23 protein-coding genes, 1 tRNA gene and 1 pseudogene are annotated in these 22,237 nt (G+C 71.5%); 11 read left to right on the top strand and 14 right to left on the bottom strand.

Translation table 11 applies throughout. From position 1 onward, the window contains the following. The first annotated feature begins 6 nt into the window (after nucleotides 1-6). On the top strand, nucleotides 7-294 hold the full coding sequence (locus WFJ01_RS08210; protein WP_336628772.1) for a WXG100 family type VII secretion target: 288 nt from the start codon (nucleotides 7-9) through the stop codon (nucleotides 292-294). A gap of 65 nt (nucleotides 295-359) precedes the next feature. Here the strand turns inward: WFJ01_RS08210 and groL are convergent, their stop codons facing one another. The 3 genes from groL to WFJ01_RS08225 all read right to left on the bottom strand — a co-directional run bounded on the left by groL (nucleotide 360) and on the right by WFJ01_RS08225 (nucleotide 3,028). Continuing rightward, on the bottom strand, nucleotides 360-1,979 hold the full coding sequence (groL, locus tag WFJ01_RS08215) for a chaperonin GroEL (RefSeq protein WP_251446220.1): 1,620 nt from the start codon (nucleotides 1,977-1,979) through the stop codon (nucleotides 360-362). 118 nt (nucleotides 1,980-2,097) lie between these two features. Continuing rightward, entirely contained in the window at nucleotides 2,098-2,703 is a 606-nt protein-coding gene (locus tag WFJ01_RS08220; protein ID WP_251446217.1) for a LytR C-terminal domain-containing protein, read from the bottom strand. A 67-nt stretch (nucleotides 2,704-2,770) separates the two neighbouring features. After that, complete coding sequence (locus tag WFJ01_RS08225) at nucleotides 2,771-3,028, bottom strand: DUF3263 domain-containing protein (RefSeq protein WP_251446213.1); 258 nt, start codon at nucleotides 3,026-3,028, stop codon at nucleotides 2,771-2,773. 106 nt (nucleotides 3,029-3,134) lie between these two features. Here WFJ01_RS08225 and msrB point away from each other — a divergent pair, with 106 nt between their 5' ends. Together msrB and WFJ01_RS08235 are read left to right on the top strand one after the other, a co-directional pair. After that, nucleotides 3,135-3,551: a peptide-methionine (R)-S-oxide reductase MsrB gene (gene msrB / locus WFJ01_RS08230; RefSeq protein ID WP_251446210.1), complete on the top strand. Its 417-nt coding sequence runs from the start codon at nucleotides 3,135-3,137 to the stop codon at nucleotides 3,549-3,551. Then, nucleotides 3,548-4,075, top strand: a pseudogene (locus WFJ01_RS08235) (nitroreductase family protein); the annotation flags it as partial. The gene msrB and the pseudogene WFJ01_RS08235, both read left to right, overlap by 4 nt. A gap of 154 nt (nucleotides 4,076-4,229) precedes the next feature. Here the strand turns inward: WFJ01_RS08235 and WFJ01_RS08240 are convergent. Beyond that, nucleotides 4,230-5,177: a DMT family transporter gene (locus tag WFJ01_RS08240; protein WP_442928046.1), complete on the bottom strand. Its 948-nt coding sequence runs from the start codon at nucleotides 5,175-5,177 to the stop codon at nucleotides 4,230-4,232. Nucleotides 5,178-5,291: 114 nt separating this feature from the next. Between WFJ01_RS08240 and WFJ01_RS08245 the strand changes: the two genes are divergently transcribed. After that, complete coding sequence (locus WFJ01_RS08245) at nucleotides 5,292-5,924, top strand: SOS response-associated peptidase family protein (RefSeq protein ID WP_251446207.1); 633 nt, start codon at nucleotides 5,292-5,294, stop codon at nucleotides 5,922-5,924. Between the two features lie 21 nt (nucleotides 5,925-5,945). Here WFJ01_RS08245 and WFJ01_RS08250 read toward each other — a convergent pair. Continuing rightward, nucleotides 5,946-6,018, bottom strand: a tRNA-Thr gene (locus tag WFJ01_RS08250). Between the two features lie 69 nt (nucleotides 6,019-6,087). Then, a complete protein-coding gene (locus WFJ01_RS08255) occupies nucleotides 6,088-7,050 on the bottom strand; it encodes a DsbA family protein (protein WP_251446204.1) in 963 nt (320 codons plus the stop codon). 282 nt (nucleotides 7,051-7,332) lie between these two features. Here WFJ01_RS08255 and WFJ01_RS08260 point away from each other — a divergent pair, with 282 nt between their 5' ends. Both WFJ01_RS08260 and WFJ01_RS08265 read left to right on the top strand, forming a co-directional pair. Further along, the gene (locus WFJ01_RS08260) at nucleotides 7,333-8,436 is read left to right on the top strand and encodes an ABC transporter ATP-binding protein (protein WP_295032751.1); all 1,104 of its coding nucleotides are present in this window, start codon (nucleotides 7,333-7,335) and stop codon (nucleotides 8,434-8,436) included. A 104-nt stretch (nucleotides 8,437-8,540) separates the two neighbouring features. Beyond that, nucleotides 8,541-9,845 carry a DUF4032 domain-containing protein gene (locus WFJ01_RS08265; protein WP_336628774.1) on the top strand — a complete coding sequence of 435 codons (1,305 nt, stop codon included), beginning with the start codon at nucleotides 8,541-8,543 and terminating at the stop codon, nucleotides 9,843-9,845. A gap of 92 nt (nucleotides 9,846-9,937) precedes the next feature. On the opposite strand, the gene WFJ01_RS08270 is transcribed toward WFJ01_RS08265, so the two are convergent. The 5 genes from WFJ01_RS08270 to ispD all read right to left on the bottom strand — a co-directional run bounded on the left by WFJ01_RS08270 (nucleotide 9,938) and on the right by ispD (nucleotide 15,522). Further along, the gene (locus WFJ01_RS08270; protein WP_292884207.1) at nucleotides 9,938-10,579 is read right to left on the bottom strand and encodes an NAD(P)-dependent oxidoreductase; all 642 of its coding nucleotides are present in this window, start codon (nucleotides 10,577-10,579) and stop codon (nucleotides 9,938-9,940) included. A gap of 191 nt (nucleotides 10,580-10,770) precedes the next feature. Beyond that, on the bottom strand, nucleotides 10,771-11,790 hold the full coding sequence (rlmB, locus tag WFJ01_RS08275) for a 23S rRNA (guanosine(2251)-2'-O)-methyltransferase RlmB (protein ID WP_251446192.1): 1,020 nt from the start codon (nucleotides 11,788-11,790) through the stop codon (nucleotides 10,771-10,773). Further along, complete coding sequence (gene cysS / locus WFJ01_RS08280) at nucleotides 11,783-13,195, bottom strand: cysteine--tRNA ligase (RefSeq protein ID WP_336628775.1); 1,413 nt, start codon at nucleotides 13,193-13,195, stop codon at nucleotides 11,783-11,785. Before cysS ends, rlmB begins: the two co-directional genes overlap by 8 nt. Before the next feature lie 42 nt (nucleotides 13,196-13,237). Next, nucleotides 13,238-14,215: a zinc-binding dehydrogenase gene (locus tag WFJ01_RS08285; RefSeq protein WP_336628776.1), complete on the bottom strand. Its 978-nt coding sequence runs from the start codon at nucleotides 14,213-14,215 to the stop codon at nucleotides 13,238-13,240. A 113-nt stretch (nucleotides 14,216-14,328) separates the two neighbouring features. After that, nucleotides 14,329-15,522 carry a 2-C-methyl-D-erythritol 4-phosphate cytidylyltransferase gene (gene ispD, locus WFJ01_RS08290; RefSeq protein WP_336628777.1) on the bottom strand — a complete coding sequence of 398 codons (1,194 nt, stop codon included), beginning with the start codon at nucleotides 15,520-15,522 and terminating at the stop codon, nucleotides 14,329-14,331. Between the two features lie 213 nt (nucleotides 15,523-15,735). Between ispD and WFJ01_RS08295 the strand changes: the two genes are divergently transcribed. From WFJ01_RS08295 to WFJ01_RS08310, 4 genes are all read left to right on the top strand, one after another. After that, on the top strand, nucleotides 15,736-16,077 hold the full coding sequence (locus WFJ01_RS08295) for a PadR family transcriptional regulator (RefSeq protein ID WP_336628778.1): 342 nt from the start codon (nucleotides 15,736-15,738) through the stop codon (nucleotides 16,075-16,077). Between the two features lie 4 nt (nucleotides 16,078-16,081). Next, nucleotides 16,082-16,972: a permease prefix domain 1-containing protein gene (locus WFJ01_RS08300; protein WP_336628779.1), complete on the top strand. Its 891-nt coding sequence runs from the start codon at nucleotides 16,082-16,084 to the stop codon at nucleotides 16,970-16,972. An 89-nt stretch (nucleotides 16,973-17,061) separates the two neighbouring features. Further along, nucleotides 17,062-18,090: an ABC transporter ATP-binding protein gene (locus WFJ01_RS08305; protein ID WP_336628780.1), complete on the top strand. Its 1,029-nt coding sequence runs from the start codon at nucleotides 17,062-17,064 to the stop codon at nucleotides 18,088-18,090. Next, nucleotides 18,087-18,905, top strand: a complete 819-nt coding sequence (locus WFJ01_RS08310) for an ABC transporter permease (RefSeq protein ID WP_292884195.1) — start codon at nucleotides 18,087-18,089, stop codon at nucleotides 18,903-18,905. The genes WFJ01_RS08305 and WFJ01_RS08310 overlap by 4 nt, the downstream gene beginning before the upstream one ends. Nucleotides 18,906-18,976: 71 nt before the next feature. On the opposite strand, the gene WFJ01_RS08315 is transcribed toward WFJ01_RS08310, so the two are convergent. After that, nucleotides 18,977-19,459, bottom strand: coding sequence for a CarD family transcriptional regulator (locus tag WFJ01_RS08315; protein WP_251446171.1), 483 nt, complete (start codon nucleotides 19,457-19,459; stop codon nucleotides 18,977-18,979). Between the two features lie 168 nt (nucleotides 19,460-19,627). Here WFJ01_RS08315 and WFJ01_RS08320 point away from each other — a divergent pair, with 168 nt between their 5' ends. Next, on the top strand, nucleotides 19,628-20,179 hold the full coding sequence (locus WFJ01_RS08320; protein WP_251446168.1) for a DNA modification methylase: 552 nt from the start codon (nucleotides 19,628-19,630) through the stop codon (nucleotides 20,177-20,179). Nucleotides 20,180-20,250: 71 nt separating this feature from the next. Here WFJ01_RS08320 and WFJ01_RS08325 read toward each other — a convergent pair whose 3' ends face one another. After that, the gene (locus tag WFJ01_RS08325; RefSeq protein WP_251446166.1) at nucleotides 20,251-20,934 is read right to left on the bottom strand and encodes a response regulator transcription factor; all 684 of its coding nucleotides are present in this window, start codon (nucleotides 20,932-20,934) and stop codon (nucleotides 20,251-20,253) included. Further along, the gene (locus tag WFJ01_RS08330; RefSeq protein ID WP_251446163.1) at nucleotides 20,931-22,205 is read right to left on the bottom strand and encodes a sensor histidine kinase; all 1,275 of its coding nucleotides are present in this window, start codon (nucleotides 22,203-22,205) and stop codon (nucleotides 20,931-20,933) included. The genes WFJ01_RS08325 and WFJ01_RS08330 overlap by 4 nt, the downstream gene beginning before the upstream one ends. Nucleotides 22,206-22,237 lie beyond the last annotated feature (32 nt).

The raw sequence follows: 22,237 nt of genomic DNA on the forward strand, positions 1-22,237 counted from the left end.
GTTCCCATGTCCGTCTTCACCGTCGACACCGAGGCCGTCGCCACCACGAGGCTCTCGGTGAGCGCCACCGCCGAACGGCTGCAGAGCGACGCCGCGGCCATGATGGCGCAGCTCACGCAGCTGCAGTCCTCGTGGACCGGCGCGGCCTCGGTCGCCTGCCAGGACGCGGCCGAGCAGTGGCGCGGCGCCCAGGCGCACGTGGAGCAGGTGCTCGCGGCGATCGGGCAGGCGCTCGGCTCTGCGGCGCAGTTCTACGCCCAGGCCGAGACCGACTCCATGGCCCTCTTCCGCTGAGCCGTCCGTGGACGCAGAAGGCCCCCGGGACGGATCCCGGGGGCCTTCTGGATGGAGGTCTGGACTCAGAAGTCCATGCCGCCGGACGGGTCGGCCGGCAGAGCCGACGCCTTCTCCGGCTTGTCGGCCACGACCGCCTCGGTGGTGAGGAACAGGCCGGCGATCGACGCGGCGTTCTGCAGCGCGGAGCGGGTGACCTTGGCCGGGTCGATGATGCCCGCGGAGAACATGTCCACGTACTCGCCCGAGGCCGCGTTCAGGCCCTGACCGGCGGGGAGCTCGGAGACCTTGTGCGCCACGACGCCCGGCTCCAGACCGGCGTTGAGCGCGATCTGCTTCAGCGGGGCCTCGATCGCGACGCGCACGATGTTCGCGCCGGTCGCCTCGTCGCCCTGCAGCGCCAGCGCGTCGAGCGCCTTGTTGCCGGACTGGATGAGCGCGACGCCGCCGCCGGGGACGATGCCCTCCTCGACAGCCGCCTTCGCGTTGCGCACGGCGTCCTCGATGCGGTGCTTGCGCTCCTTGAGCTCGACCTCGGTGGCCGCGCCCGCCTTGATGACGGCCACGCCGCCGGCGAGCTTGGCGAGGCGCTCCTGCAGCTTCTCGCGGTCGTAGTCGCTGTCGGTGTTCTCGATCTCGCGACGGATCTGCGTGACGCGGCCCTCGATCTGGGACTGCTCGCCCGCACCCTCGACGATGGTGGTCTCGTCCTTGGTGACGATGACCTTGCGCGCACGGCCGAGCTCGGCGAGCGTGGTGTTCTCGAGTTTGAGACCCACCTCTTCGGTGATCACGGTGCCGCCGGTGAGGATCGCGATGTCCTGCAGCTGCGCCTTGCGGCGGTCGCCGAAGCCCGGGGCCTTGACGGCCACGGACTTGAAGATGCCCTTGAGCTTGTTCAGCACGAGCGTCGCGAGAGCCTCGCCCTCGACGTCCTCGGCGATGATGACGAGCTCCTTGCCGTCCTGGATCACCTTGTCGACGACGGGGAGAAGGTCCTTGATGTTCGAGATCTTCTGGTTCGCGATGAGGATGTACGGGTCCTCGAAGACGGCCTCCTGGCGCTCCGGGTCCGTGACGAAGTACGGGTTCAGGTAGCCCTTGTCGAAGCGCATGCCCTCGGTGAGCTCGAGCTCGGTGCCGAAGGTCTGGGACTCCTCGACGGTGACCACGCCCTCCTTGCCGACCTTGTCGATGGCCTCGGCGATGAGCTCGCCGATCTCCGGGTCAGCGGCCGAGATCGACGCGGTGGCGGCGATCTCCTCCTTGGACTCGATCTCCTTGGCGGAGGCGAGCAGCTCGGCGGTGATGGCGGCGACGGCCTTCTCGATGCCCTTCTTCAGGCTGATCGGGTCGGCTCCGGCGGCCACGTTGCGCAGGCCCTCGCGGACGAGCGCCTGGGCGAGCACGGTGGCGGTCGTGGTGCCGTCTCCGGCGACGTCGTCGGTCTTCTTCGCGACCTCCTTGACGAGCTCCGCGCCGATCTTCTCGTACGGGTCGTCGAGCTCGATCTCCTTGGCGATGGACACGCCGTCGTTCGTGATGGTGGGGGCGCCCCACTTCTTCTCGAGCACGACGTTGCGGCCACGCGGGCCGAGGGTCACCTTGACCGCGTCGGCCAGGATGTTCAGGCCGCGCTCGAGGCCGCGACGGGCCTCCTCATCGAAAGCGATGATCTTTGCCATGAGTTCTGTCGTCCCTCCTGGACGTAGACATTGGGTTTAGCACTCAGATCAGTAGAGTGCTAAACCCAGTCTGGCACTCGCCCCCTGAGAGTGCAAGCCGCGGCGCACGCGGCGGCGTTCAGCCCGCGGAGCCGTCGCCCGAGGTGTCGGCGGGCGTGGGCTCGGTGGTCGGCGCGTTCTTCGCGAGGTCCATCCCGAGCACGACGGTCAGCTGCTTCTGGCCGGGCACCACATCGTCGCCGTAGCGGTCGCTCTGCGCGATCTCCTTCGCCCCGACGAGATCGGCGAGCGCCCGTGCGGCGTTCTCGTCCGCGGCCGTCTTGTAGTAGACGGTGGAGGTCGGGAAGTCCTGCGAGTCGGCGTCCCCTGCGACCACGGCATCCGCGGCGAAGCCGGCGTTCACGATCGTGTCGCGCGTGGCCGCGGCCAGGCCGTTCGCGCCGGTCGCGTTGAGGACGAACACCGCGTAGGTCTTGTCGAGCGGCGGGGCGCTCGCGGTCGCCGTCCGCGACACGCTGGGCATCGGCGTGCCCTGGTCGAAGCTGATCTTGCCCATGGCCAGCATCGCGGCGAAGATGCCCACGGCGATGAGCACGACCGTGGCGACGGCCGCCCACAGCAGCACGAACCAGCCGCGCATCCCGGGGTTCTCGGCGCGATGGGCGCCGACGCGGCCCTGCGCGTGCGGGATCTCGTCGAATCGGTCGCGGGCGGATTCAGGCATTCCCCGATGTTATCCGGCCCGTTCCGGTGGATTCCATGAACGACAGGCGGATCCGCCCGGCGCGCCGTCAGCCCGCGGACAGGGCGGTGCGGTCGGCCCGGCGCGCCGCGGCGTCGTCGCGGATCCGGCGCAGCCGGCGAACGAGCATCGGGTCGGCGACGAGGGCCTGCTCCGAATCGATCACGCGGTCCAGAAGCTGGTAGTAGCGCGCCGGGGCCAGCTCCAGCTCGCCGCGGATCGCCTCCTCCTTCGCGCTGGAGTGCCCGGGGCGGCGCGCCTCGAACTCGAGGATCGCGCGCTCGCGGTCGCTGAGCAGCTCGGTCACCCCCTCAGGCTACGTCCGCACCCTCCTGGCGCCGGGAGGCGCGCCCCGGTCTGCGCCCCTCGACGCCCGAGAAAGCGGGAGAATGGATCCGACCCCGGGAGGATCCATGTCGCACCGCGTGACCAAGACCGACGCCGAATGGCGCGCCGAGCTCGCACCGCAGCAGTACGCCGTGCTGCGCGAGGCGGCGACGGAGCGCCCGTGGACGGGTGAGCTGCTCGACGAGCAGCGCGCCGGCCTCTACACCTGCGGCGCCTGCGGCGCGGAGCTGTTCCGCAGCGGCACCAAGTTCGACTCCGGCTGCGGCTGGCCGAGCTTCTACGAGTCGGTGCGCCCGGAGGCCGTCGAGCTCATCGAGGACAGCAGCCTCGGGATGGTCCGCACGGAGGTGCGCTGCGCCGCCTGCGGTTCGCATCTGGGCCATGTCTTCCCGGACGGCTTCGGCACTCCCACCGGCGACCGCTACTGCATGAACTCGATCGCGCTGTCCTTCCAGCCGGACGAGGGCGCCGCGGACGCATGAGCGCACTCGAAGCCGTCACCCGCAGGCAGTCGTGGTCGAAGGTGACGCCCGACGCGCCGACCCGTGAGCAGCTGCTCCCGCTCGTCGCCGCCGCCGGGCGCGTCGCCGACCACTCCTCGCTGCGCCCCTGGCGCCTGATCGAGCTGCGCGGCCGGGACCGGGACCGGCTGGCGGCCGCGATCGCCGAGGCCGAGGGCGACTCGTCCCCGTCGTCCAAGCCGCTGCGCGCATCGCTGCTCATCGCCGTCGTCGCGAGCTACCGCGGCAGCCACAAGGTGCCCCGCTGGGAGCAGGAGGCCGTCGCCTCCGGCGTCGCGCATGTGCTCAGCCTGCTGCTCGACGAGGCGGGCTGGGGCGTCATCTGGCGCACCGGCGGATACACCCGCAGCGCCGCCGTGGCACGCGCGCACGGGCTCGGTCCGGAGGAGGAACTGCTCGGATGGCTGTACGTCGGCGGCAAGCCGGGCAAGGAGCCCGGCCGGCGCAAGCCCGTCGACGCCGAGTCCCTGCTCTCCCGCATGCCCGCCGAGCGCACGGACGCGGACGACGCCTCGCCGGATCCCGGCAGGGCCGATCCCCACGGCACGAAGCCGAAGAAGAAAGCCGGGAAGAAGCGGAAGAAGGCGGCCGAGAAGGCGCAGAAGGCCGCCAAGAAGGCGAAGAAGGCCGAACGACGGCTCAGGAAGGCCGCGAAGCGGAGCTGACCGGGCGGCGCCGCCACGGCAGCGCGATCAGCACCGAGAGCCCTGCGGCGAGCACCATGGCGACGATCTGCCACGGCGCCGGCCCCGCGGCGGGCGGCCAGATCGCATCGATCAGCACCGAGACCACGAGCTGTCCGAGCACGGCCCCGAGGCCCATCAGGAGCACGCCGGTGCGCGCCACGATGACGACCCCGAGCAGGATGTAGGCGGCGCCGAGCAGCCCGCCCAGATACAGCCACAGGTCTCCCGGGAACGCCGCGGGCAGCGGCTCGGGCGCGCCGGTGACGAGCAGGCTCACGCCGACGGAGACGGAGAGCACGAGCACGCCGCCGAGGAAGCTGATGTAGGTGGCGCCGAGCGGGGAGGCGATCCGCTGCCCCAGCCGCCCGTTCACCGCGGACTGGAAGGCGATGCCCGCGCCGGTGAGGAAGGGCAGCACCAGCATCCACAGCGGCGCGCGGGAGAGCACGTCCCCGCCGAGGGAGAACCCGACGGCGACGAGGGCGAACAGCCCACCGATCAGGCGTCCCGGGGTGATCGCGACCACACCCGCCGGCCCGAATCCGACCCGGTCGAGCAGCAGGCCGTGCAGGGCCTGACCGGCCACCACGCCCACCGTGAACAGCGCGACGCCGAGGATCCCTGCGACGAGCCCCTGGGTCGAGACCGTCAGCGCACCGCAGGCGCCGCCGAGCAGCATCCACCACGGCACGTGCCCGGTGCGCACTCCGCGCCAGACCCGGGCGAGCGCCGCACGCCCCGCCCGGCCGAGCAGCACGGGGACGCTCAGCAGCACCAGGCCGACGGCGAACGAGACCCAGCCCGCGAGGATGCCGTTGTCGAGCCGCACCCCGAGCTGGCCGTTGACCCGTGCCTGGATCGCGGTCATCGCGCCGATCGCGACCGCGCCGCCGAGCGCCAGGGCGGTGCGACCGCGGGTCGGGGGCGGCGGAGGAGCGGTCACCGTTCCGAGCCTACCCGCGGCCGGATCCGCCCAGGACCGGCCCTTGTCGGTGCCCCGCGCTACGCTCCAGACATGTGCGCGAGCTATGGTCTGGATCCCCGCTTCAGCGATCAGCAGCTGATCGAGGAGGCCGATGAGGAACTCATGGAGGGCATCCGCGCCTGGGCGCGGCGCAACGCCGACGAAGCGGTCCGTCCGACCGGGCGGCTGCTGCGCAACCTCAATCCGATCCTCGTGCCGGCCGCATCCGGAGCAGCGCTCGAGGAGGCGTGGTGGGGATTCCTGATCGACGGCAAGCCGTCGCGGTTCCCGTCGATCAACACCCGCTCCGAGCGCCTGCAGGAGCGCCCCGGCGGTCTGCGCGGCCGCGCGATCGTTCCCGCGACCCGGTGGTTCGAGATGCAGAAGCCGTCGAAGACCTGGCACGAGTTCGGCCTGGACGGCGCCCTGTTCGGCATGGCCGCGGTCACCCAGCGGGGTCGAACCGAGGACGGATCCTGGTTCACCTGCTACTCGATCGTGATGCAGCCCGCACCCGATCGGCTGGCCGGGATCCACGATCGGATGCCGGTGCTGATCCCCGCCGCCTTCGCGGACGACTGGCTGGAGGGCGAGCCCACCCGCGCCCTCATGGACGACGCACTGCTCGCGTCCGCCGATGCGACCCGGTGGGTGCAGTCCGCGACGATGACGACGGCGCCCTGAGCGCACCGTCCTGAGGATCGGAGCCTCCTGCCGGACTCGAACCGGCCACCTGCGGTTTACAAGGCCGCTGCTCTACCAGATGAGCTAAGGAGGCGTCACGGTCGTCGCCGTGCGGCGCGACCGCTCCACAGCGTAGCAAGCTCCGCGGCCGGCCCCGGTGGCGTCAGGGCGTCGCGGTCGGGCTCGGCGTCGGCGTGACGGTGGGCCCGGGCGTCCCGTAGTACGAGTCGCTCGCCACGGAGAGCACGAACTGGCTGAACTCGGCGGCGTCGGTGAGCGAGCCGGCGTAGACCTGGCCGTTCACGACGATCGTCGGCGCGCCGGTCAGGGCGGCCTTCTTCGAGCCGGGCAGCGGGCCGTCGACGGCACGCTGCGTGACATCCTTCACCCAGGAGTCGTAGGTGCTGTCCTCGATGCAGCCCTGCATGCCCGAGGTGTCCTTGACGCCGCTGTCGACCGCGAGCTGGATCAGGTCCTTGTCGCTCTTGCCGTCCGTGTCCTGCTTGGGCTGGTCGATGAGCAGCGCGTGGTTGAAGGCGTAGAACACGTCGGGCTGCCGTGCCGCGACGCAGGCCGCCGCCGACGCGGCGCGCAGCGAGTACTTGGTGCCGTTCGAGTTGGCGGTGAGCAGCGCGACCGGGTGATAGGTCACGGTCGCCGCGTCCTGGTCGACCCAGGTGGCGAGCTGCTTGGCGTTGGCGCGCTCGAAGTCGCCGGCGCCCGGGGAGAGGTAGTCCACGTACACGTGGATGTCGACCGGGCCGGAGGAGGAGGTCGGGTCGGGGGTCGGCGTCGACGAGGCGGAGGGGTCGGCCGAACCTGCGACGGTCGGCGTCGGAGTGGGGGCCGACGCGGCGCGCGCGGCCGCGAGGTCGCCCTTCGTCACGAGGACGCCGTCGTCCTTCAGGTTCGACGGGCTGAGCGAGGGCTTCGACACGGCCGATCCCACCGCCCAGGCCACGGCACCGCCGGCGGCGCCGACGATCACGACGGCGACGAGCCCGAGGATCACGCGTCGCATGATCCGGGCGCGGGACTGCTGGGCGTTCACCTGCTGGGCCTTCTCCCGCACGGCCGCACGCGAGTGCGAAGGCGTGGGGACGTTCGGCGTTTCGTCGCTCGACATCGTTCCTCTTGGTTCGTTGGGGATGGGCCATCCCGATGTCCGGCCGCCAACGGGCGCGGCGCGGCACGGGTTCGATGCTAGCCAGGCAGGCTGAGAAATGCCCAGACGAGCACTGGCCGATCCCTGCGAGGTCCCGCCGGAAAGCGCTTCAGGAGCACTGGACCGTGCCGAAGCTCTCGTGTCATACTGAACCCGGCCCGATGGCGGGCCACGGCGGGTTCACCCTCGTCGCTTTTTCACTACGGATCGTCCGGCACGTACCTGCCGGTGAAGGAGAAGACAATGGCAACTGTGACCTTCGACGAGGCCACCCGGCTCTACCCCGGAGGCACCCGCCCCGCGGTCGACAAGCTGAACATCGACATCGCCGACGGCGAGTTCCTGGTTCTGGTCGGCCCCTCCGGCTGCGGAAAGTCCACCTCCCTGCGCATGCTCGCCGGCCTCGAAGAGGTCAACGCGGGCCGCATCCTCATCGGCGACCGCGACGTGACCGACGTCCCGCCGAAGGACCGCGACATCGCGATGGTCTTCCAGAACTACGCGCTGTACCCGCACATGACGGTCGCCGAGAACATGGGCTTCGCGCTCAAGATCGCCGGCGTCGGCAAGGAGGAGCGTGCGCAGCGCGTCCTCGAGGCCGCCAAGCTCCTCGACCTCGAGCAGTACCTGACCCGCAAGCCGAAGGCGCTCTCCGGTGGTCAGCGTCAGCGCGTCGCGATGGGCCGCGCGATCGTCCGCCAGCCGCAGGTGTTCCTCATGGACGAGCCGCTGTCGAACCTCGACGCCAAGCTGCGCGTGCAGACCCGCACCCAGATCGCGTCGCTGCAGCGCCGCCTCGGCGTCACGACCGTCTACGTCACCCACGACCAGACCGAGGCGCTCACCATGGGCGACCGCATCGCCGTGCTGAAGGACGGCCTGCTGCAGCAGGTCGGCTCGCCGCGCGACCTGTACGAGAACCCGCAGAACGTCTTCGTGGCCGGCTTCATCGGCTCGCCCGCGATGAACCTGTTCAGCTCCGACCTCGCCGACGGCGGCGTGCAGTTCGGCACCGAGGTCGTCCCGCTCGAGCGCGAGACCGTCGCCGGCACGAGCGGCTCCCAGATCACGGTCGGCGTGCGCCCCGAGGACATCACCGTGGGCCCCGCCGACGGCAAGGGCCTCTCGGTCACGGTCGACCTCGTCGAGGAGCTCGGCGCCGACGGCTACCTCTACGGCCACACCGAGATCAACGGCAAGCGCACCGACCTGGTCGCGCGCGTCGACGGCCGCAACCACCCGAACGCGGGCGACACCGTCACCCTGGCGGCGAACCCGGGTCACGTGCACGCGTTCGACCTGGAGTCGGGCGAGCGCCTCAACAAGAAGCCGATCGCGGCTTCCTGATCCACTGATCGCGCGACGCGGCGCGGGGGTCCTCCCCCGCGCCGCGTCGTCGTTCCCGGGCCCGTCCGCGCCGGACCCGGGACCACGAGGGCCGAGGAGCAGACATGAAGGATGCACTGAGCATCACCGCGAGCGCCGTGGATCCCGGGCTGCTGTCGCTGCCCTGGTCGCTGCCGCTGGCGAAATGGCCCTCCGAGGTGATCGTGTCCCTGCCGAAGGGGCTGTCTCGTCACCTCGTGCGCTTCGCCGATCTCTCCGGATCCGTCGTCGCCGTGAAGGAGACGACCGAGGAGATGGCCCGCCGCGAGTACGAGATGCTCGGCAACCTCGCCCGTCTCGACGTGCCGTGCGTGTCCCGCGTCGCCGTGATCGCCGGCCGCACCGACGCCAAGGGCGCTCCCCTGCCCGCCGTGCTGGTCACCTCGCACCTGCGGTTCTCCATGCCGTACCGCGCGCTGTTCACGCGCGTGCTGCGACCCGACACCGCGACCCGCCTCGTGGACGCCCTCGCGCTGCTGCTGGTGCGCCTGCACAACGTGGGCTTCTACTGGGGCGACGTGTCGCTGTCGAACGCCCTGTTCCGCCGGGATGCCGGGGCGTTCGCCGCCTACCTCGTCGACGCCGAGACCGGCGAGCTGCACGAAGAGGGCCTCACCGACGGCCAGCGCGCCTATGATCTGGACCTCGCTCGCACCAACATCGCCGGGGAGATCCTCGACCTCGCCGCCGGAGGACGCCTGGAGCGCGGCGTGGACGCCATCGCCATCGCCGACGGGATCGTTTCGTCCTACCGGTCGCTGTGGGCCGCGCTCACGGCGCACGAGTCGTTCGCGGCGGGTGAGGCGTGGCGGATCACGGAGCGGGTGGAGCGGCTGAACGCGCTCGGTTTCGACATCGGCGAGATGTCGATCCAGACCACCTCCGACGGCACCCGCGTGGAGATCGAGCCCAAGGTCGTCGACGCCGGGCATCATCAGCGCCGGCTCATCCGCCTCACCGGCCTCGATGTCGAGGAGAACCAGGCACGGCGGCTGCTGAACGACCTGGACGAGTTCCGCGCCCGCTCGACCAAGCAGTGGGCCGACGAGGAGATGTACGCGCACGAGTGGCTCACCCGGGTGTTCGAGCCCGTGGTGCGCGCGATCCCCTACGACCTGCGCGCCAAGCTCGAGCCCGCCGAGGTCTTCCACCAGGTGCTGGAGCACCGCTGGTACATGTCGCAGCGCGAGGGCCGCTCGGTGCCGCTGGCGGAGGTGCTCACCTCATACATCAACGACGTGCTGCGGCATCGCCGCGACGAGGCCACCATCATGGGCCCGCCCACCGAGACTATGTCGCTGCCGGTGATCACCGGATCCGTGCCTCTGGACGACGAGGATCCGGACGTCGACTGGCGGGATCTGGTCTAGCCCGCGGCACTGCCCGAGACCGGGCGGCGGTTCCCGGGTCGTCGAGCGAGGACGCCAAGGACGCTCTCGCTCGACGACCCGGGACGGATCCGTCAGTAGCCGACGGTGAAGCGCTCCCGGTGGTGGTTGCCCTGCTCGATCTCGTCGACGACGGCGAGCGCGAAGTCGGCACCGGAGATCGTCGAGTTGCCGTCGGCATCGCGCACCACGACGTCCCCGCCGTCGCGGTAGGCGCCGGTGCGCTCGCCCTCGGCCCAGGGCCCGAAGACCTCGGCGGGGTGGACGAGGAACCAGTCCAGGGATCCGTCCGTGGCCTCGAGCAGTGCGAGCGAGTCGACACCCACCTGGGCCTCGTGCTTGTACTCCTCGGGGAAGTCGACGTCGATCAGGCGCGGACCGCCGGGGGCGGTGAGGCTGCCGCCGGCGCCGCCCACGACGCCCAGGCGCGTGTCCGTGCCGCTGAGCTTCGCGACGAGCTCGGCCAGCACGCCGAGGACCGCGTCCTCCATGTCGCCGCGCGGGCTCAGCGCCGAGACGACCGCGTCGGCGCCGTCGAAGACGTCGCCGAGCGAGGCGAGGTCGCGCACGTTGCCCTGCACGTCCGTCACGCCCGCGACCGGGGCGGAGGGCACGGAGCGCGAGATCGAGACGACCTCATGCCCGCGAGCCGCGGCCTCCTGGACGATGTGACGTCCGGCGTAGCCGGTGCCTCCGATGACGATGATGCGGGCCATGCGCGTTTCCTTCCGTTGCTGCACTGGGTACGGAGAGTGGAAGGATCCGCGCCCGCCCGCTATTCCGCGCCGGCGCGATCCCTGCACGGATGTGCACTCCGGATCAACGCCGTGCGCGGGCGGTCATGCCCGGGCGCGGTACGCCGGGACGGCGCACCGGCTCCGGCGGCATCGCGCCTCGGGCCCCGCGGTCAGCCCTTCGCGCCCCGGACGGTCGAGACCTGGTACAGCGCGACGGAGGCCGCGATGCCCGCGTTGAGCGACTCGGTCGCCGCGGAGATCGGGATCGAGACGATCTGATCGCAGGTCTCGGTGACCAGGCGCGACAGCCCCTTGCCCTCCGAGCCGACCACGATCACGACCGGACGGTCCGCGAGCTCGATCGCGGGCAGCGAGACGTCGCCGCCGCCGTCCAGGCCGAGCACGAACACGCCCTGCTTCTTGAACTCCTTGAGCATGCTGGTGAGGTTCGCCGCGAGCGCGACGGGGATGCGTGCCGCCGCTCCCGCGCTGGTCTTCCAGGCCGCCGAGTTCACGCTCGCCGAGCGGCGCTGCGGCAGGATCACGCCGTGGCCGCCGAACGCGGCCGTCGAGCGGATGATCGCGCCGAGGTTGCGCGGGTCGGTGATCCCGTCCAGCGCCACGAACAGCGGGGTCTGGCCGCGGTCGATGACCTCTTCGAGGAGGTCCTGCGGGTGCGCGTACTCGTAGGGCGGCACCTTGAGCGCGACGCCCTGGTGGACGCCGTCGAAGCCGGCCATGCGGTCCAGCTCCTGACGGGTGACCTCGAGCACGGGGATCTCGCGGTGCCGGGCGATGGCGAGCATCTCCTTGACGCGGTCGTCCATCTCCACGCGCTGCGCGATGTACATCGTGGTCGCCGGGATCTTGGTGCGCAGTGCCTCGAGCACCGAGTTGCGCCCGGTGACGGTCTCGGTGTCGTTCGAGGCCGCCGACGACGACACGCGGCGGTTCGGGTTGGATCCCGACTGCGGCTTCTGCCCCGCCCGCGATCCGGGACGGCCCTTGCCCCCGGCAGCGGCGTAGCGCTCCTGCGCCGCCTTGCGCTTGCCCGCGACGTGCCAGGCGCGGTCCTCGGCCTTCGGGGTGTTGCCGCGGCCCTCGAGCGCCTTGCGACCGTTGCCGCCGGTGCCCTTGGTGGCGCCCTTCTTCTTGCTGTTGCCCGCTCCGGGGCGGCTCGGCTTAGCCATCGATGCTCCAATGAGTTCCGTCTGGAGTGTCCTCCAGGGTGATGCCCGCCGCACCGATCGCATCGCGGATGCGGTCGGCGGCGGGCCAGTCCTTGTCGGCGCGGGCCTGCGCGCGCTGGGCGATCATCGCCTGCACGAGCGCATCCAGCGCCGTGGTGGTCTTCGTGTCGGATCCGGTCCCGCGCCACTCCGGCGAGAACGGGTCGATCCCGAGCACGCCGGTCATCGCCCGCACCGCGCCCAGCGCGATGCGGACCTCGTCGACGTCGCCGCGGTCCAGGGCGGCGTTGCCCGCGCGCACGGTCTCGTGCACGACCGCGAGGGCCTGCGGCACGCCGAGGTCGTCGTCCATCGCAGAGGCGAACGCGGCGGGGAGGGACTCCGCTGCCGGCTCTTCGCCCTGACCGGCCGTGCGCTGCGCGCGCTCGAGGAAGGTGCGGATCCGGCCCAGGGCCGCCTCGGCCTCGGCCCAGGACGAATCGGACAGGTCGAGGCTCGAGCGGTAGTGCGCCGCGGCGAGCGCGTAACGGACGACGAGCGGGTCGTGCTGCGCGAGCACGTCGGCGGCGAGGGTGAAGTTGCCGAGCGACTTCGACATCTTCTGCCCGTCGACGGTCACGAGGCCGTTGTGCACCCAGTACCGGGCGAACGCGTCGCCGGCCGCGGTCGACTGCGCCAGCTCGTTCTCGTGGTGCGGGAAGCGCAGGTCGAGACCGCCGCCGTGGATGTCGAACTCGGCGCCGAGGTAGCGCCGCGCCATGGCCGAGCACTCGATGTGCCAGCCCGGGCGCCCGGAGCCCCACGGAGACGCCCAGGTCGCGTCGGCCGGCTCCCCCGGCTTCGCCCCCTTCCACAGCGCGAAGTCCTGCGGGGCGCGCTTGCCGCGGGGATCCGCGTCCTCTGCGGCCTCCATCGCGTCGACGGACTGACGTGTGAGCTCGCCGTAGCCGGCCCAGCTGCGCACATCGAAGTACACGTCGCCCGAGCCGTCGGCCGCGGGGTACGCGTGACCGCGCTCGATGAGGCGCGCGATGAGCTCCTGCATCTGCGGGATCGACGCCGTCGCGCGAGGCTCGTAGGTGGGCGGCTGGATCCCGACCGCGGCGTAGGCGGCCGAGAACTCCTGCTCCATCCGGTAGGCCAGACCCCACCACGACTCGGCATCCGTCGCGTTCGCGAGCACCTTGTCGTCGATGTCCGTGACGTTGCGGACGAACGTGACGCGTCCGTAGCGCCGCTGCAGCCAGCGCCGCAGCAGGTCGAAGCTCAGTGCCGCGCGCACGTGCCCGATGTGCGGGCCGGACTGCACGGTGGGTCCGCACACGTACATCGTCACGTTCGAGGAATCGAGCGGAACGAAGTCGCGCAGTTCCTGCGCGCGCGTGTCATGGAGGCGGATCGTCACCGCTCAAGCCTACCGGGGCGCCCCTGACAGTTCCGGGGGCGGTCAGGGCTGCAGCAGGATCTTGCCCTCGCGTCCGGCGCGGAGGTTGCCCTCGGACGCCTCCGCGATCCGCTCGAACGGCAGGACCGCGGAGACGGGCAGCGTGAGCACGCCCTCGCGGATCCGCTGCAGCAGCTCGCCGAACAGGGCTCCGCGCTGCTCGGCGGGCATGGCTGCGGCGACCTTGGAGCCCCAGAATCCGCGCACGGTCAGCTGCTTGAAGATCACGTCCCCCGAGGAGATCCGCATGGTCGGAGAGGCCATCGCGCCGAAGACGACCAGCAGACCGCCCTCACCGAGCATCGCCGCGACCTGGCCGCTGGCGTCGCCGCCGACCGAGTCGATGCCGGCACGGATCGGGGATCCCCCGGTGAGAGCGCGCACCTGATCCTGCCAGCCCTCGGCATCGGTCGCGACCACGTTGCGCACGCCCTGCGCCTCGAGCTCGGCGATCCCCTCGGCACGCCGGACGAGACTGACCACGTGCACGCCGCGGGCGGCGCCGAGCTGGGCGACCATGCGCCCGCCGGCGCCGTTCGCGGCGTTCTGGATCATCCAGTCTCCGGTCGCGAGCCCCAGCGAGTCCAGCACGCTGATCGCGCTGAACGGCATGGATCCGAGCTGCGCGGCCTGCTCGTCCGGGATGTCGTCGGGCACGGGGATGAGCCCCGCCGCGGGGGCGAGCACGAACTCGGCCCAGGCCCCGAACGCACCGCCGACGGTGAACCGGCGCCCGACGAGACCCGCGTCGACGCCCTCTCCGACCGCGTCGACGACGCCGACGGCCTCGGTGCCGGAGCGCGCCGGCAGCTCGGGCTTGTACCCGTAGAGACCGCGCACGGTCAGCAGGTCGTGGTTGTGCACGGTGGCCAGCAGCACGCGCAGCCGCACCTGCCCCGGTCCGGGCTCGGGCGTCGGCACATCCTGGACGGTCAGGACTTCGGCGGGATCCCCGAAGGAGGAGTGGACGAGTGCGCGCATGACGATGACCTCTCTACGACGTCTGCTGAACGCGGCGGGTGGCCGCGCCCTCCAGCGTAAGCACGCGCGCCCGGTGTCGGATCCGAATCCGGAGGATCCCTACGGTTAGGGATTCAGCTCAGGGCGATCGGATGCACGAGAGCCACAGCCGTGACCGCGATGCCCTCGCCGCGTCCGGGGAAGCCGAGCCCGTCGGTCGTCGTCGCGGAGACGGCGACGGGTGCTCCGCCGAGCGCCGCCGACAGGGTCCGCTCGGCCTCGGTGCGACGGGCGCTGAACCGGGGGCGATTGCCCTGGAACTGCACGGAGACGTTGCCGATCGCGAACCCGGCCTCCGCGAGGATCTCGGCGGTGCGGGCGAGGAAGACCTCCCCGTGCGCGCCCGCGTACTCGGGGTGCGCGGTGCCGAAGTGCAGCCCGATGTCGCCGAGCCCCGCGGCGCCCAGCAGCGCGTCCACGATCGCGTGCGCGACGGCGTCGCCGTCCGAGTGGCCCTCGAGGGCGGGCTCCCCCGGCCAGTCCAGGCCGGCGAGACGCAGCGTGCCTCCCGCGGCGAAGGCGTGCACGTCCGTGCCGATGCCGACGCGAGGGACGACGGGCCCCTCGGCCGGGTGCTGGGACGAGGACGAGAGGATCATGCGGGCGCGCTCCAGGTCGTGCGGGGTGGTGATCTTGAAGGCCTCCTCGGATCCGAGGACGTGACGCACCGCTCCCCCGGCCGCGGCGAAGAGCGCCGCATCGTCGGTGTACTCCACGCCCTGCTCCGCGGCCTGCGCGTAGGCGGCGAGGAGCTCGGCGCGCGGGAAGCCCTGCGGGGTCTGCGCGGCGGCGAGCTCGGCGCGGTCGACCGGAGCGATGACGTCCTCGCCGTGCACGCGCTTGAGCGTGTCGACGACAGGCAGCGCCGGGATGACACCGACCCCGGGGCCGACGGCGGTGGCCACCGCCGCGAACTGCGCCGGCGGGGTCAGCGCCCGCGCCGCGTCGTGCACGAGCACCGTGTCGACCCCCTCGGCGAGCGCCGCGAGTCCGGCCGCCACGGAGCGCTGCCGGGTGTCGCCGCCGGCGACGACCCGGACGGGACGATCCGCCGCCAGGTCCGTCGCCTCGGCCTCGAGCCCGGCGGGGACGACGAGGATCACCTGGGCCGGCGTGGCCGCGAAGACGCCGTCGAGCGCGTGCTCCAGGATCGTGCGGCCGTCGAGCGGCACGAACGCCTTGGGCGCCCCCGCGGCGAGCCGGGTGCCGGAGCCGGCAGCCACGACGATGACGGCGGTGCGCACGAGCGGCGCGGGGAGGTCGGTCACGCTCTCACGTTAGCGCGCGCCGACTCACGACGTTCTGCAGGGAGCCGCCGCCGTTCTGCAGGATCCACCCTCCTCGCCGGGCGCATCACGTCGCGGAACGGTGCCGGATGCACCGCGCGCCGACCCTCTTCGCCCTGCACAACGGCCGAGCCTCCCTGCAGAACGGCGCAAACTCTTGCCTGAACCAGTACTTGATCTGATACAGTACTTGACATGAACGATGACGCCTTCTCCGCGGACCTCCTGCGCGGGCACACCGACACGATCGTGCTCGGGATGCTCCGCGACGGCGACCGCTACGGCTTCGAGATCTACAAGACCATCCGGGACGCCACCGGTGGAGACCACGAGATCAAGGAGGCCACCCTCTACGCGACCTACCGCCGTCTGGAGAAGGACGGACTGGTCGAGTCCTACTGGGGCGACGAGACGCAGGGCGGACGCCGCAAGTACTACCGGATCACCGACGCCGGCCGCGCGGTGTACCGGCGCAACGTCGCGGCCTGGGTCGCCACCCGCCGCGTGATCGACACGCTTCTGGACGCGAAGGACTGAGCACATGAACACCGACATCCACCGCCTGCTGGACGACGCCTTCGCCGGGGTCGAGATGACACCGGCCGCACAGGACCTGAAGGAGGAGATCCGCGCGAACATCGCGGCGCAGGTCGACGAGCTGGTCGCCGCGGGCGCTTCCCCCGCCGAAGCCGCGCAGCGGGCGATCGCCGAGCTCGGCGATGTCCGCACCCTCCTCGACGACGAGCCAGCCGAAGCCGTGCGCTCCCTCGGCTGGGAGGCGCTCACCGCTCGGAACAGGGTGCGACCGAAGCCCGGATTCGTGGTGCGGACCGTGCTGCTGAGCCTCCTCGCCACCGCCGCCCTCGTCGGGATCCTCCTCGTCGTCCTGCTCGTGCACCCGGCCGCCCCGCTCGCCGTCGCCGCTCTCGGTGCGGTCGTCGCGATCGCGCTCGGCATCGTCACGGCGGACGCCCTGCTGCAGGAGACCACGACGAACCACCCGCTGCCCGCCATCCGCGCCGTCGGCTTCGGCCTGGCCACGGGCGGGACCCTGCTCGCGCTCGGCCTCGGAGGAGGCTTCGCGCTCGCCCTGGACCAGCTCTGGCTCGTGATCCTCGCGGCCGTGCTCCTGGTCGGATCCCTCGCGCTGTTCTCCTACCTCGGCGCGACGCAGACCAATCGCCACAAGGCCTGGACCCGCGGCGCGATCACGCAGATGCCTCCGAACCGCTTCGAGACGGATCCGGAGTCCGCCGCCCGCTTCGGCATCTATACGGCGGTGATCTGGTTCCTCACCCTGGCGGCGATCGTCGTGCTGGTCTTCACGGTCGGCTGGTGGTGGGCGCCCGTGGCGTTCGTCGGCGGCCTCGCCGCCATGATGCTCCTCCTCGCACGCATGCTCTTCGCACCGCGCAGCGGCGACCGCCGCTGACCGACCGGCGGATCCGGCGCCCCTCGGCAGACCGGATCCGCCCTCCATCTCCACGCAGAAAAGCCCTCAGAACGGAAGGGATGTTCGTCATGCCCGCACACCAGCGCAACGACGGCGATGCCATCATCGCCGAAGACCTCGTCAAGGAGTACCGCGGCCGCGGCCGCCGCCCCGCTGTCCGCGCCCTGGACGGCCTGAGCTTCGCCGTCCCGGCCGGTCGCGTCTTCGGGCTGCTCGGCCCGAACGGCGCCGGCAAGTCCACCACCACCAAGATCCTCACCACGCTGTCCCGCCCCACCGCGGGCCGCGTCCGCGTGGCCGGCCACGACGTGAACGACGCCCCCGCCGACGTGCGCGCAGCGATCGGCTACGTCTCCCAGGGCACCGGAACGGATCCGAACCTCACCGCGACCGAGAACCTCGAGATCGCCGCACGCATGCGGGGCCTCGGCGGCTCCGATGCCCGAGCGCGCGCCGCACGGCTCCTGACCGAGTTCGGCCTCGACGACGCGACGCGGCGGCCGGTGCGCACCTTCTCCGGCGGGATGCGACGGCGCCTCGACGTGGCCGCCGCGCTCGTGCATCGCCCGCAGGTGCTCTTCCTCGACGAGCCCACCACCGGCCTCGACCCCGAGGCCCGCGCGGCCATGTGGGCCGAGATCCGGCGACTGGCCGGCGAGGAGGCCCTCACCGTCGTGCTCACCACGCATTACATGGAGGAGGCCGACCGGCTCGCCGACGAGCTGCTGCTGGTGAACCGCGGGCGGGCCGTCGCCCAGGGCACGCCGGAGGAGCTCAAGGCGGCGCTGCACGGCGACGCCGTCCGTGTGACCCTCGTGGAGCCGGATCCGGTCGCCGTGCGCGCGGCGGTCTCGTCCGTGCCCGGACTGCGCGACGTGCTCGTCGAGGCGGCCGGCGTCGACGGCCTGCTCGTCGCCCGCACCGACGACGCCGCCTCCGCGGTCGGCGCGGTCATCGCCGCCCTCGACGGCGCCGGGATCCGCTACGGCCAGGTCGCCGCCTCCCACCCCACCCTCGACGACGTGTACCTGCACTTCGTCGGCCACACCTTCGGCGACGCACCCGCGGCCGCCCTCACGGAAGAAGTCGCCGCATGAGCGCGATCGCCCTCTCCCCCGCCCTCGGCACCGCCCCGGCGCGCCCCGGCTGGTTCACGCAGACCGGGCAGGTGCTGCGGCGCTGGTCGATCGTCTCGATCCGTCAGGCCTGGGGACCCGTCATGAGCCTCATCCAGCCGGTGATCTGGATCCTGCTGTTCGGGCAGGTCTTCCGCACGCTGGGCGCCCTCCCCGCGTTCGGCGGGCACGGCTACATCGACTACCTCGTCCCCGGGATCCTGATGATGACGGTGCTGTACTCCGGCGCCTGGGCCGGCACCGGCTACATCGACGACATCGACTCCGGCGTGATGGACCAGTACCTCACGTCGCCGCTGCGGCGCTCGTCGATCATCGCGGGACAGCTCCTGCAGCAGCTGGCGATCAACGTGCTGCAGTCGCTCGTCGTGCTCGGCATCGGCTGGCTGGGCGGCGCGCGCTACCCCGGCGGCGTCGGCGGCGTGCTCGTCGCGCTGGGCGTCGCGACGCTGCTCGCGACGATCTTCTGCTGCGCGTCCACGGCGGTCGCGCTCCTGTCGCGCAGCCAGATCGCGCTGATCAGCCTCTCGCAGCTGATCGTGCTGCCGGCGACGTTCCTGTCCACCACGATGATGCCCGCCGCGGCGATGCCCGAGTGGGTGCAGAACGTCTCGCGCGGCAACCCGATGACCTGGGCCGTCGAACTCGGCCGGGGCGGCCTCACCGGCTCGTACCCCGCGGAAGGGTGGTGGCAGGCCGGCGGCCTCGTCCTGCTGGCCGTGCTCGCGTTCGGCGGGGCGCTGAGCGCGATCCGCAGCTACCAGCGGTCGATCTGAGCCCCTCGGACCGCACCGCGGACACGAAGAAGGGGTGGATGCCTCGGCATCCACCCCTTCTCACGCAGAACTCAGGAGGCGAGGACCTCGTCGAGGAGCGTCCCGGCCTTCTCCTCGTCGATCTTCTCCGCGAGCGCGAGCTCGGAGGTGAGGATCTGACGGGCCTTGGCCAGCATGCGCTTCTCGCCGGCGGAGAGACCGCGATCCTGGTCGCGGCGCCAGAGGTCGCGGACGACCTCGCTGACCTTGATCACATCGCCCGAGGCGAGCTTCTCGAGGTTCGCCTTGTACCGGCGCGACCAGTTGGTCGGCTCCTCGGTGAACGGGGCGCGGAGCACCTCGAACACCCGATCCAGTCCCTCCTGGCCGATCACGTCGCGAACGCCGACCAGGTCGACGTTCTCGGCAGGCACCTCGATGATGAGGTCTCCCTGCGTGACGTTCAGCTTCAGGTACTTCTTGGTCTCCCCCTTGATCACACGGTCCTTGACCTCGATGATCGTCGCGGCGCCGTGGTGCGGATAGACCACGGTCTCACCAACCTCAAAAAGCATAAAGTCGTGTCCTTTCGGCAACCTCCAGGATACCACAGCCAGAATGCGCTAAGGTTCGCGCCCCCGGCCGCTCCCTTCCCGGCATCGCGCGCGTGGGCCGAGCCGTGCGCCGGCGGCGCGTGCCCCTAGAATGGTGCTGGATCATCACGTGAATTTTCTGGAGGACCCGTGAAATCGCGCCTTGCTGCGTCCATCGCCCTCAGCGCCCTGATCATCGTCGGCGCCACCGGGTGCGCGGGGATCACTCCGCAGGCGACCACGATCGACTACTCGGCCTCCGACGGCGCGAACGTGCCCAAGAGCGGTCCGATCGAGGTCCGCAACGCCTTCTTCGTCGCCGACGAGTCCGGCACCACGGGCAACCTCGTGGCCGGTCTGGTGAACACCACGTCCGACTCCGCCACGATCCACATCACCGTCGGCGACGGCCCCGCCCAGAGCGTGCGCGTCGCCGGCCAGAAGTCGGTGAGCCTCGGCGGCGACGACGCCCAGCCGCTGACGTTCGAGGGCCTGGACACCAAGGCGGGCGAGACGGTCGACGTCTACTTCCAGTCCGGCGACGCCGAGGGCATCAAGTACGCGATCCCGGTGCTCGACGGCACCCTGCCCTACTACTCCACGCTGGTGCCGACCGCCCCGCCCAGCCCGACGCCGACCACGACTCCGGTCGCCCCGGCGGTCGAGCCGACCCCGACTGCCAGCGAGACCCCCGTCGGCTGACTCGGCGCAGACCACGCGGAAGGCCCCCGGATCCCTCGGATCCGGGGGCCTTCCGCTTCTGCGCGGCGCGCTCAGCCCTCGAAGCGGTAGCCCAGACCGCGCACGGTGACGAGCATCACCGGCTCGGACGGGTTCTCCTCGATGCGGGAGCGGATCCGCTTGATGTGCACGTCGAGGGTCTTCGTGTCGCCGAAGTAGTCGCTGCCCCAGACCCGGTCGATCAGCTGGCCGCGCGTGAGCACGCGGCCCGAGTTGCGCATCAGCACCTCGAGCAGCTCGAACTCCTTGAGCGGCATGTTGATGACCTCCCCGTCCACGGCGACCGTGTGCCGGTCGATGTCGACGGTGACCCTGCCGCCCTCGAGGATGCGCTCGTCGACGTCGTCCTCGGCCTGGACGACACGGCGCAGCACGGCCCGCATCCGGGCGAGCAGCTCGCGCGACGAGTACGGCTTCGTGATGTAGTCGTCCGCGCCCAGCTCGAGCCCCACCACGATGTCGACCTCGGAGTCCTTCGCGGTGAGCATGATGATCGGGACGGCCGAGGAGGTGCGGATCTGGCGGCACACCTCGGTGCCCGGCATCCCCGGGAGCATGAGGTCGAGCAGGACGATGTCCGCGCCGCTCTCGCGGAACAGGGTGAGAGCGGTCGGGCCGTCCTCGGCGATCTCGACCTCGTAGCCCTCCCGGCGCAGCAGGTACGCGAGCGGGTCGGCGAGATCGGGCTCGTCTTCGACGAGGAGGATGCGGGTCATACGAGTTCTCCGGAATCGGTGCGGGGCTGGTCCGTGCTGATCACGGGCGGCGCGGCCAGGCGGGAGGCCTTGCGGGCCTTCCGCTTCTTCTTGTTCTTGCTCTTGTCCTTGGCCGGCTTCTTGCGCGCGCCCGGATCGTCCTCGATCTCGGGCGCCGCGATCTGCGGCAGGCGCATGGTGAACGTGGAGCCGCGACCAGGGCGCGACCACAACCGCACCTCCCCGCCGTGGCGCTGGGTGGCGTGCTTGACGATCGACAGCCCGAGGCCGGTGCCTCCGGTGCGGCGGGACCGGGCCTCGTCGGCGCGGTAGAACCGCTCGAAGATGCGGTCGCGGTCCGCCTCCTCGATCCCGATGCCCTGGTCGGACACCGAGATCTCGACCACGCCGTCGTCGACGCGCACGCCGACGCCCACGCGGGATCCGCGCGGCGAGTAGACGATCGCGTTGGCGATGAGGTTCCCTACCGCTTCGATGAGGATCTGCGCGTCGCCCTGCACCCACGCTCCGCGGTCGCCGCCGCGCGTCAGCTCCACACCCGCGGAGGAGGCCTGCACCGCATGGCTCTCCACGCTCGCCGCGATGACCTCGTCGATCGCGACCGGGCCGAAGCGACCGAGCCCGTCGGAGGACTGCAGCCGGGACAGGCTCATGATCCGTCCGGTGAGCTGTCCCAGACGCGCCGCCTCTGCCTGGATACGGGAGGCGAAGGCGCGCACCTGGGCGGGATCGTCGGCGGCGGACTCGATCGCCTCCGCCAGCAGGCTCACGGCGCCCACGGGCGTCTTCAGCTCATGGCTGGTGTTGGCGACGAAGTCGGTGCGCATCTGCTCGAGGCGCTCCTGCTCGGTGATGTCGCGGATGATGAGGAGGCTCAGGCGCGGTCCGATGCGGCTCGCGCGTGCGGCGACCAGCCGCGGATCCAGGCTCCGCCCGCCGCGGGCGAGACGCAGGGTCGCCGTCTCGCTGCCGCCCTCGCGCACCGCGCGCACGAGCTGGCGCAGCTCGGGGTTCTCCAGCGTGGCGCCGATTCCGATGCCGAAGCGCCCGGCGGCGGTGCTCGCAGCGGTCACGAGCCCGGACGGATCCACCGCGCAGGCGGCGTCGTCCATCGCGGCCAGCACGTCGGTCAGACCGTCCGGAAGCTCACTGGACGCCTGCTGCTCGGCGGCCGTGCGCGCCCGCATCGCGGCGACGATCATCGCGGCGATGCCCGCGCCGATCGCGACCCCCAGCCCGAGGGCGAGCAGGGCGAGCAGGGTGCTGTCCATGCCTCCAGCGTAGAGGTCGTTCACCCCCGGAA

This window comes from Microbacterium sp. MMO-35 (assembly GCF_037147555.1).
GTDB lineage: Bacteria > Actinomycetota > Actinomycetes > Actinomycetales > Microbacteriaceae > Microbacterium.

Coding starts and splice junctions, on each gene's coding strand:
- WFJ01_RS08285 (WP_336628776.1), bottom strand. CDS start 14,215: ATGCGCGCACTCGTCCACTCCTCCTTCGGGGATCCCGCCGAAGTCCTG.
- WFJ01_RS08245 (WP_251446207.1), top strand. CDS start 5,292: ATGTGCGCGAGCTATGGTCTGGATCCCCGCTTCAGCGATCAGCAGCTG.
- WFJ01_RS08300 (WP_336628779.1), top strand. CDS start 16,082: ATGAACACCGACATCCACCGCCTGCTGGACGACGCCTTCGCCGGGGTC.
- rlmB (WP_251446192.1), bottom strand. CDS start 11,790: ATGGCTAAGCCGAGCCGCCCCGGAGCGGGCAACAGCAAGAAGAAGGGC.
- WFJ01_RS08305 (WP_336628780.1), top strand. CDS start 17,062: ATGCCCGCACACCAGCGCAACGACGGCGATGCCATCATCGCCGAAGAC.
- WFJ01_RS08255 (WP_251446204.1), bottom strand. CDS start 7,050: ATGTCGAGCGACGAAACGCCGAACGTCCCCACGCCTTCGCACTCGCGT.
- WFJ01_RS08220 (WP_251446217.1), bottom strand. CDS start 2,703: ATGCCTGAATCCGCCCGCGACCGATTCGACGAGATCCCGCACGCGCAG.
- groL (WP_251446220.1), bottom strand. CDS start 1,979: ATGGCAAAGATCATCGCTTTCGATGAGGAGGCCCGTCGCGGCCTCGAG.
- WFJ01_RS08315 (WP_251446171.1), bottom strand. CDS start 19,459: ATGCTTTTTGAGGTTGGTGAGACCGTGGTCTATCCGCACCACGGCGCC.
- WFJ01_RS08310 (WP_292884195.1), top strand. CDS start 18,087: ATGAGCGCGATCGCCCTCTCCCCCGCCCTCGGCACCGCCCCGGCGCGC.
- WFJ01_RS08295 (WP_336628778.1), top strand. CDS start 15,736: ATGAACGATGACGCCTTCTCCGCGGACCTCCTGCGCGGGCACACCGAC.
- WFJ01_RS08265 (WP_336628774.1), top strand. CDS start 8,541: ATGAAGGATGCACTGAGCATCACCGCGAGCGCCGTGGATCCCGGGCTG.
- WFJ01_RS08210 (WP_336628772.1), top strand. CDS start 7: ATGTCCGTCTTCACCGTCGACACCGAGGCCGTCGCCACCACGAGGCTC.
- WFJ01_RS08260 (WP_295032751.1), top strand. CDS start 7,333: ATGGCAACTGTGACCTTCGACGAGGCCACCCGGCTCTACCCCGGAGGC.
- WFJ01_RS08325 (WP_251446166.1), bottom strand. CDS start 20,934: ATGACCCGCATCCTCCTCGTCGAAGACGAGCCCGATCTCGCCGACCCG.
- WFJ01_RS08270 (WP_292884207.1), bottom strand. CDS start 10,579: ATGGCCCGCATCATCGTCATCGGAGGCACCGGCTACGCCGGACGTCAC.
- msrB (WP_251446210.1), top strand. CDS start 3,135: ATGTCGCACCGCGTGACCAAGACCGACGCCGAATGGCGCGCCGAGCTC.
- WFJ01_RS08330 (WP_251446163.1), bottom strand. CDS start 22,205: ATGGACAGCACCCTGCTCGCCCTGCTCGCCCTCGGGCTGGGGGTCGCG.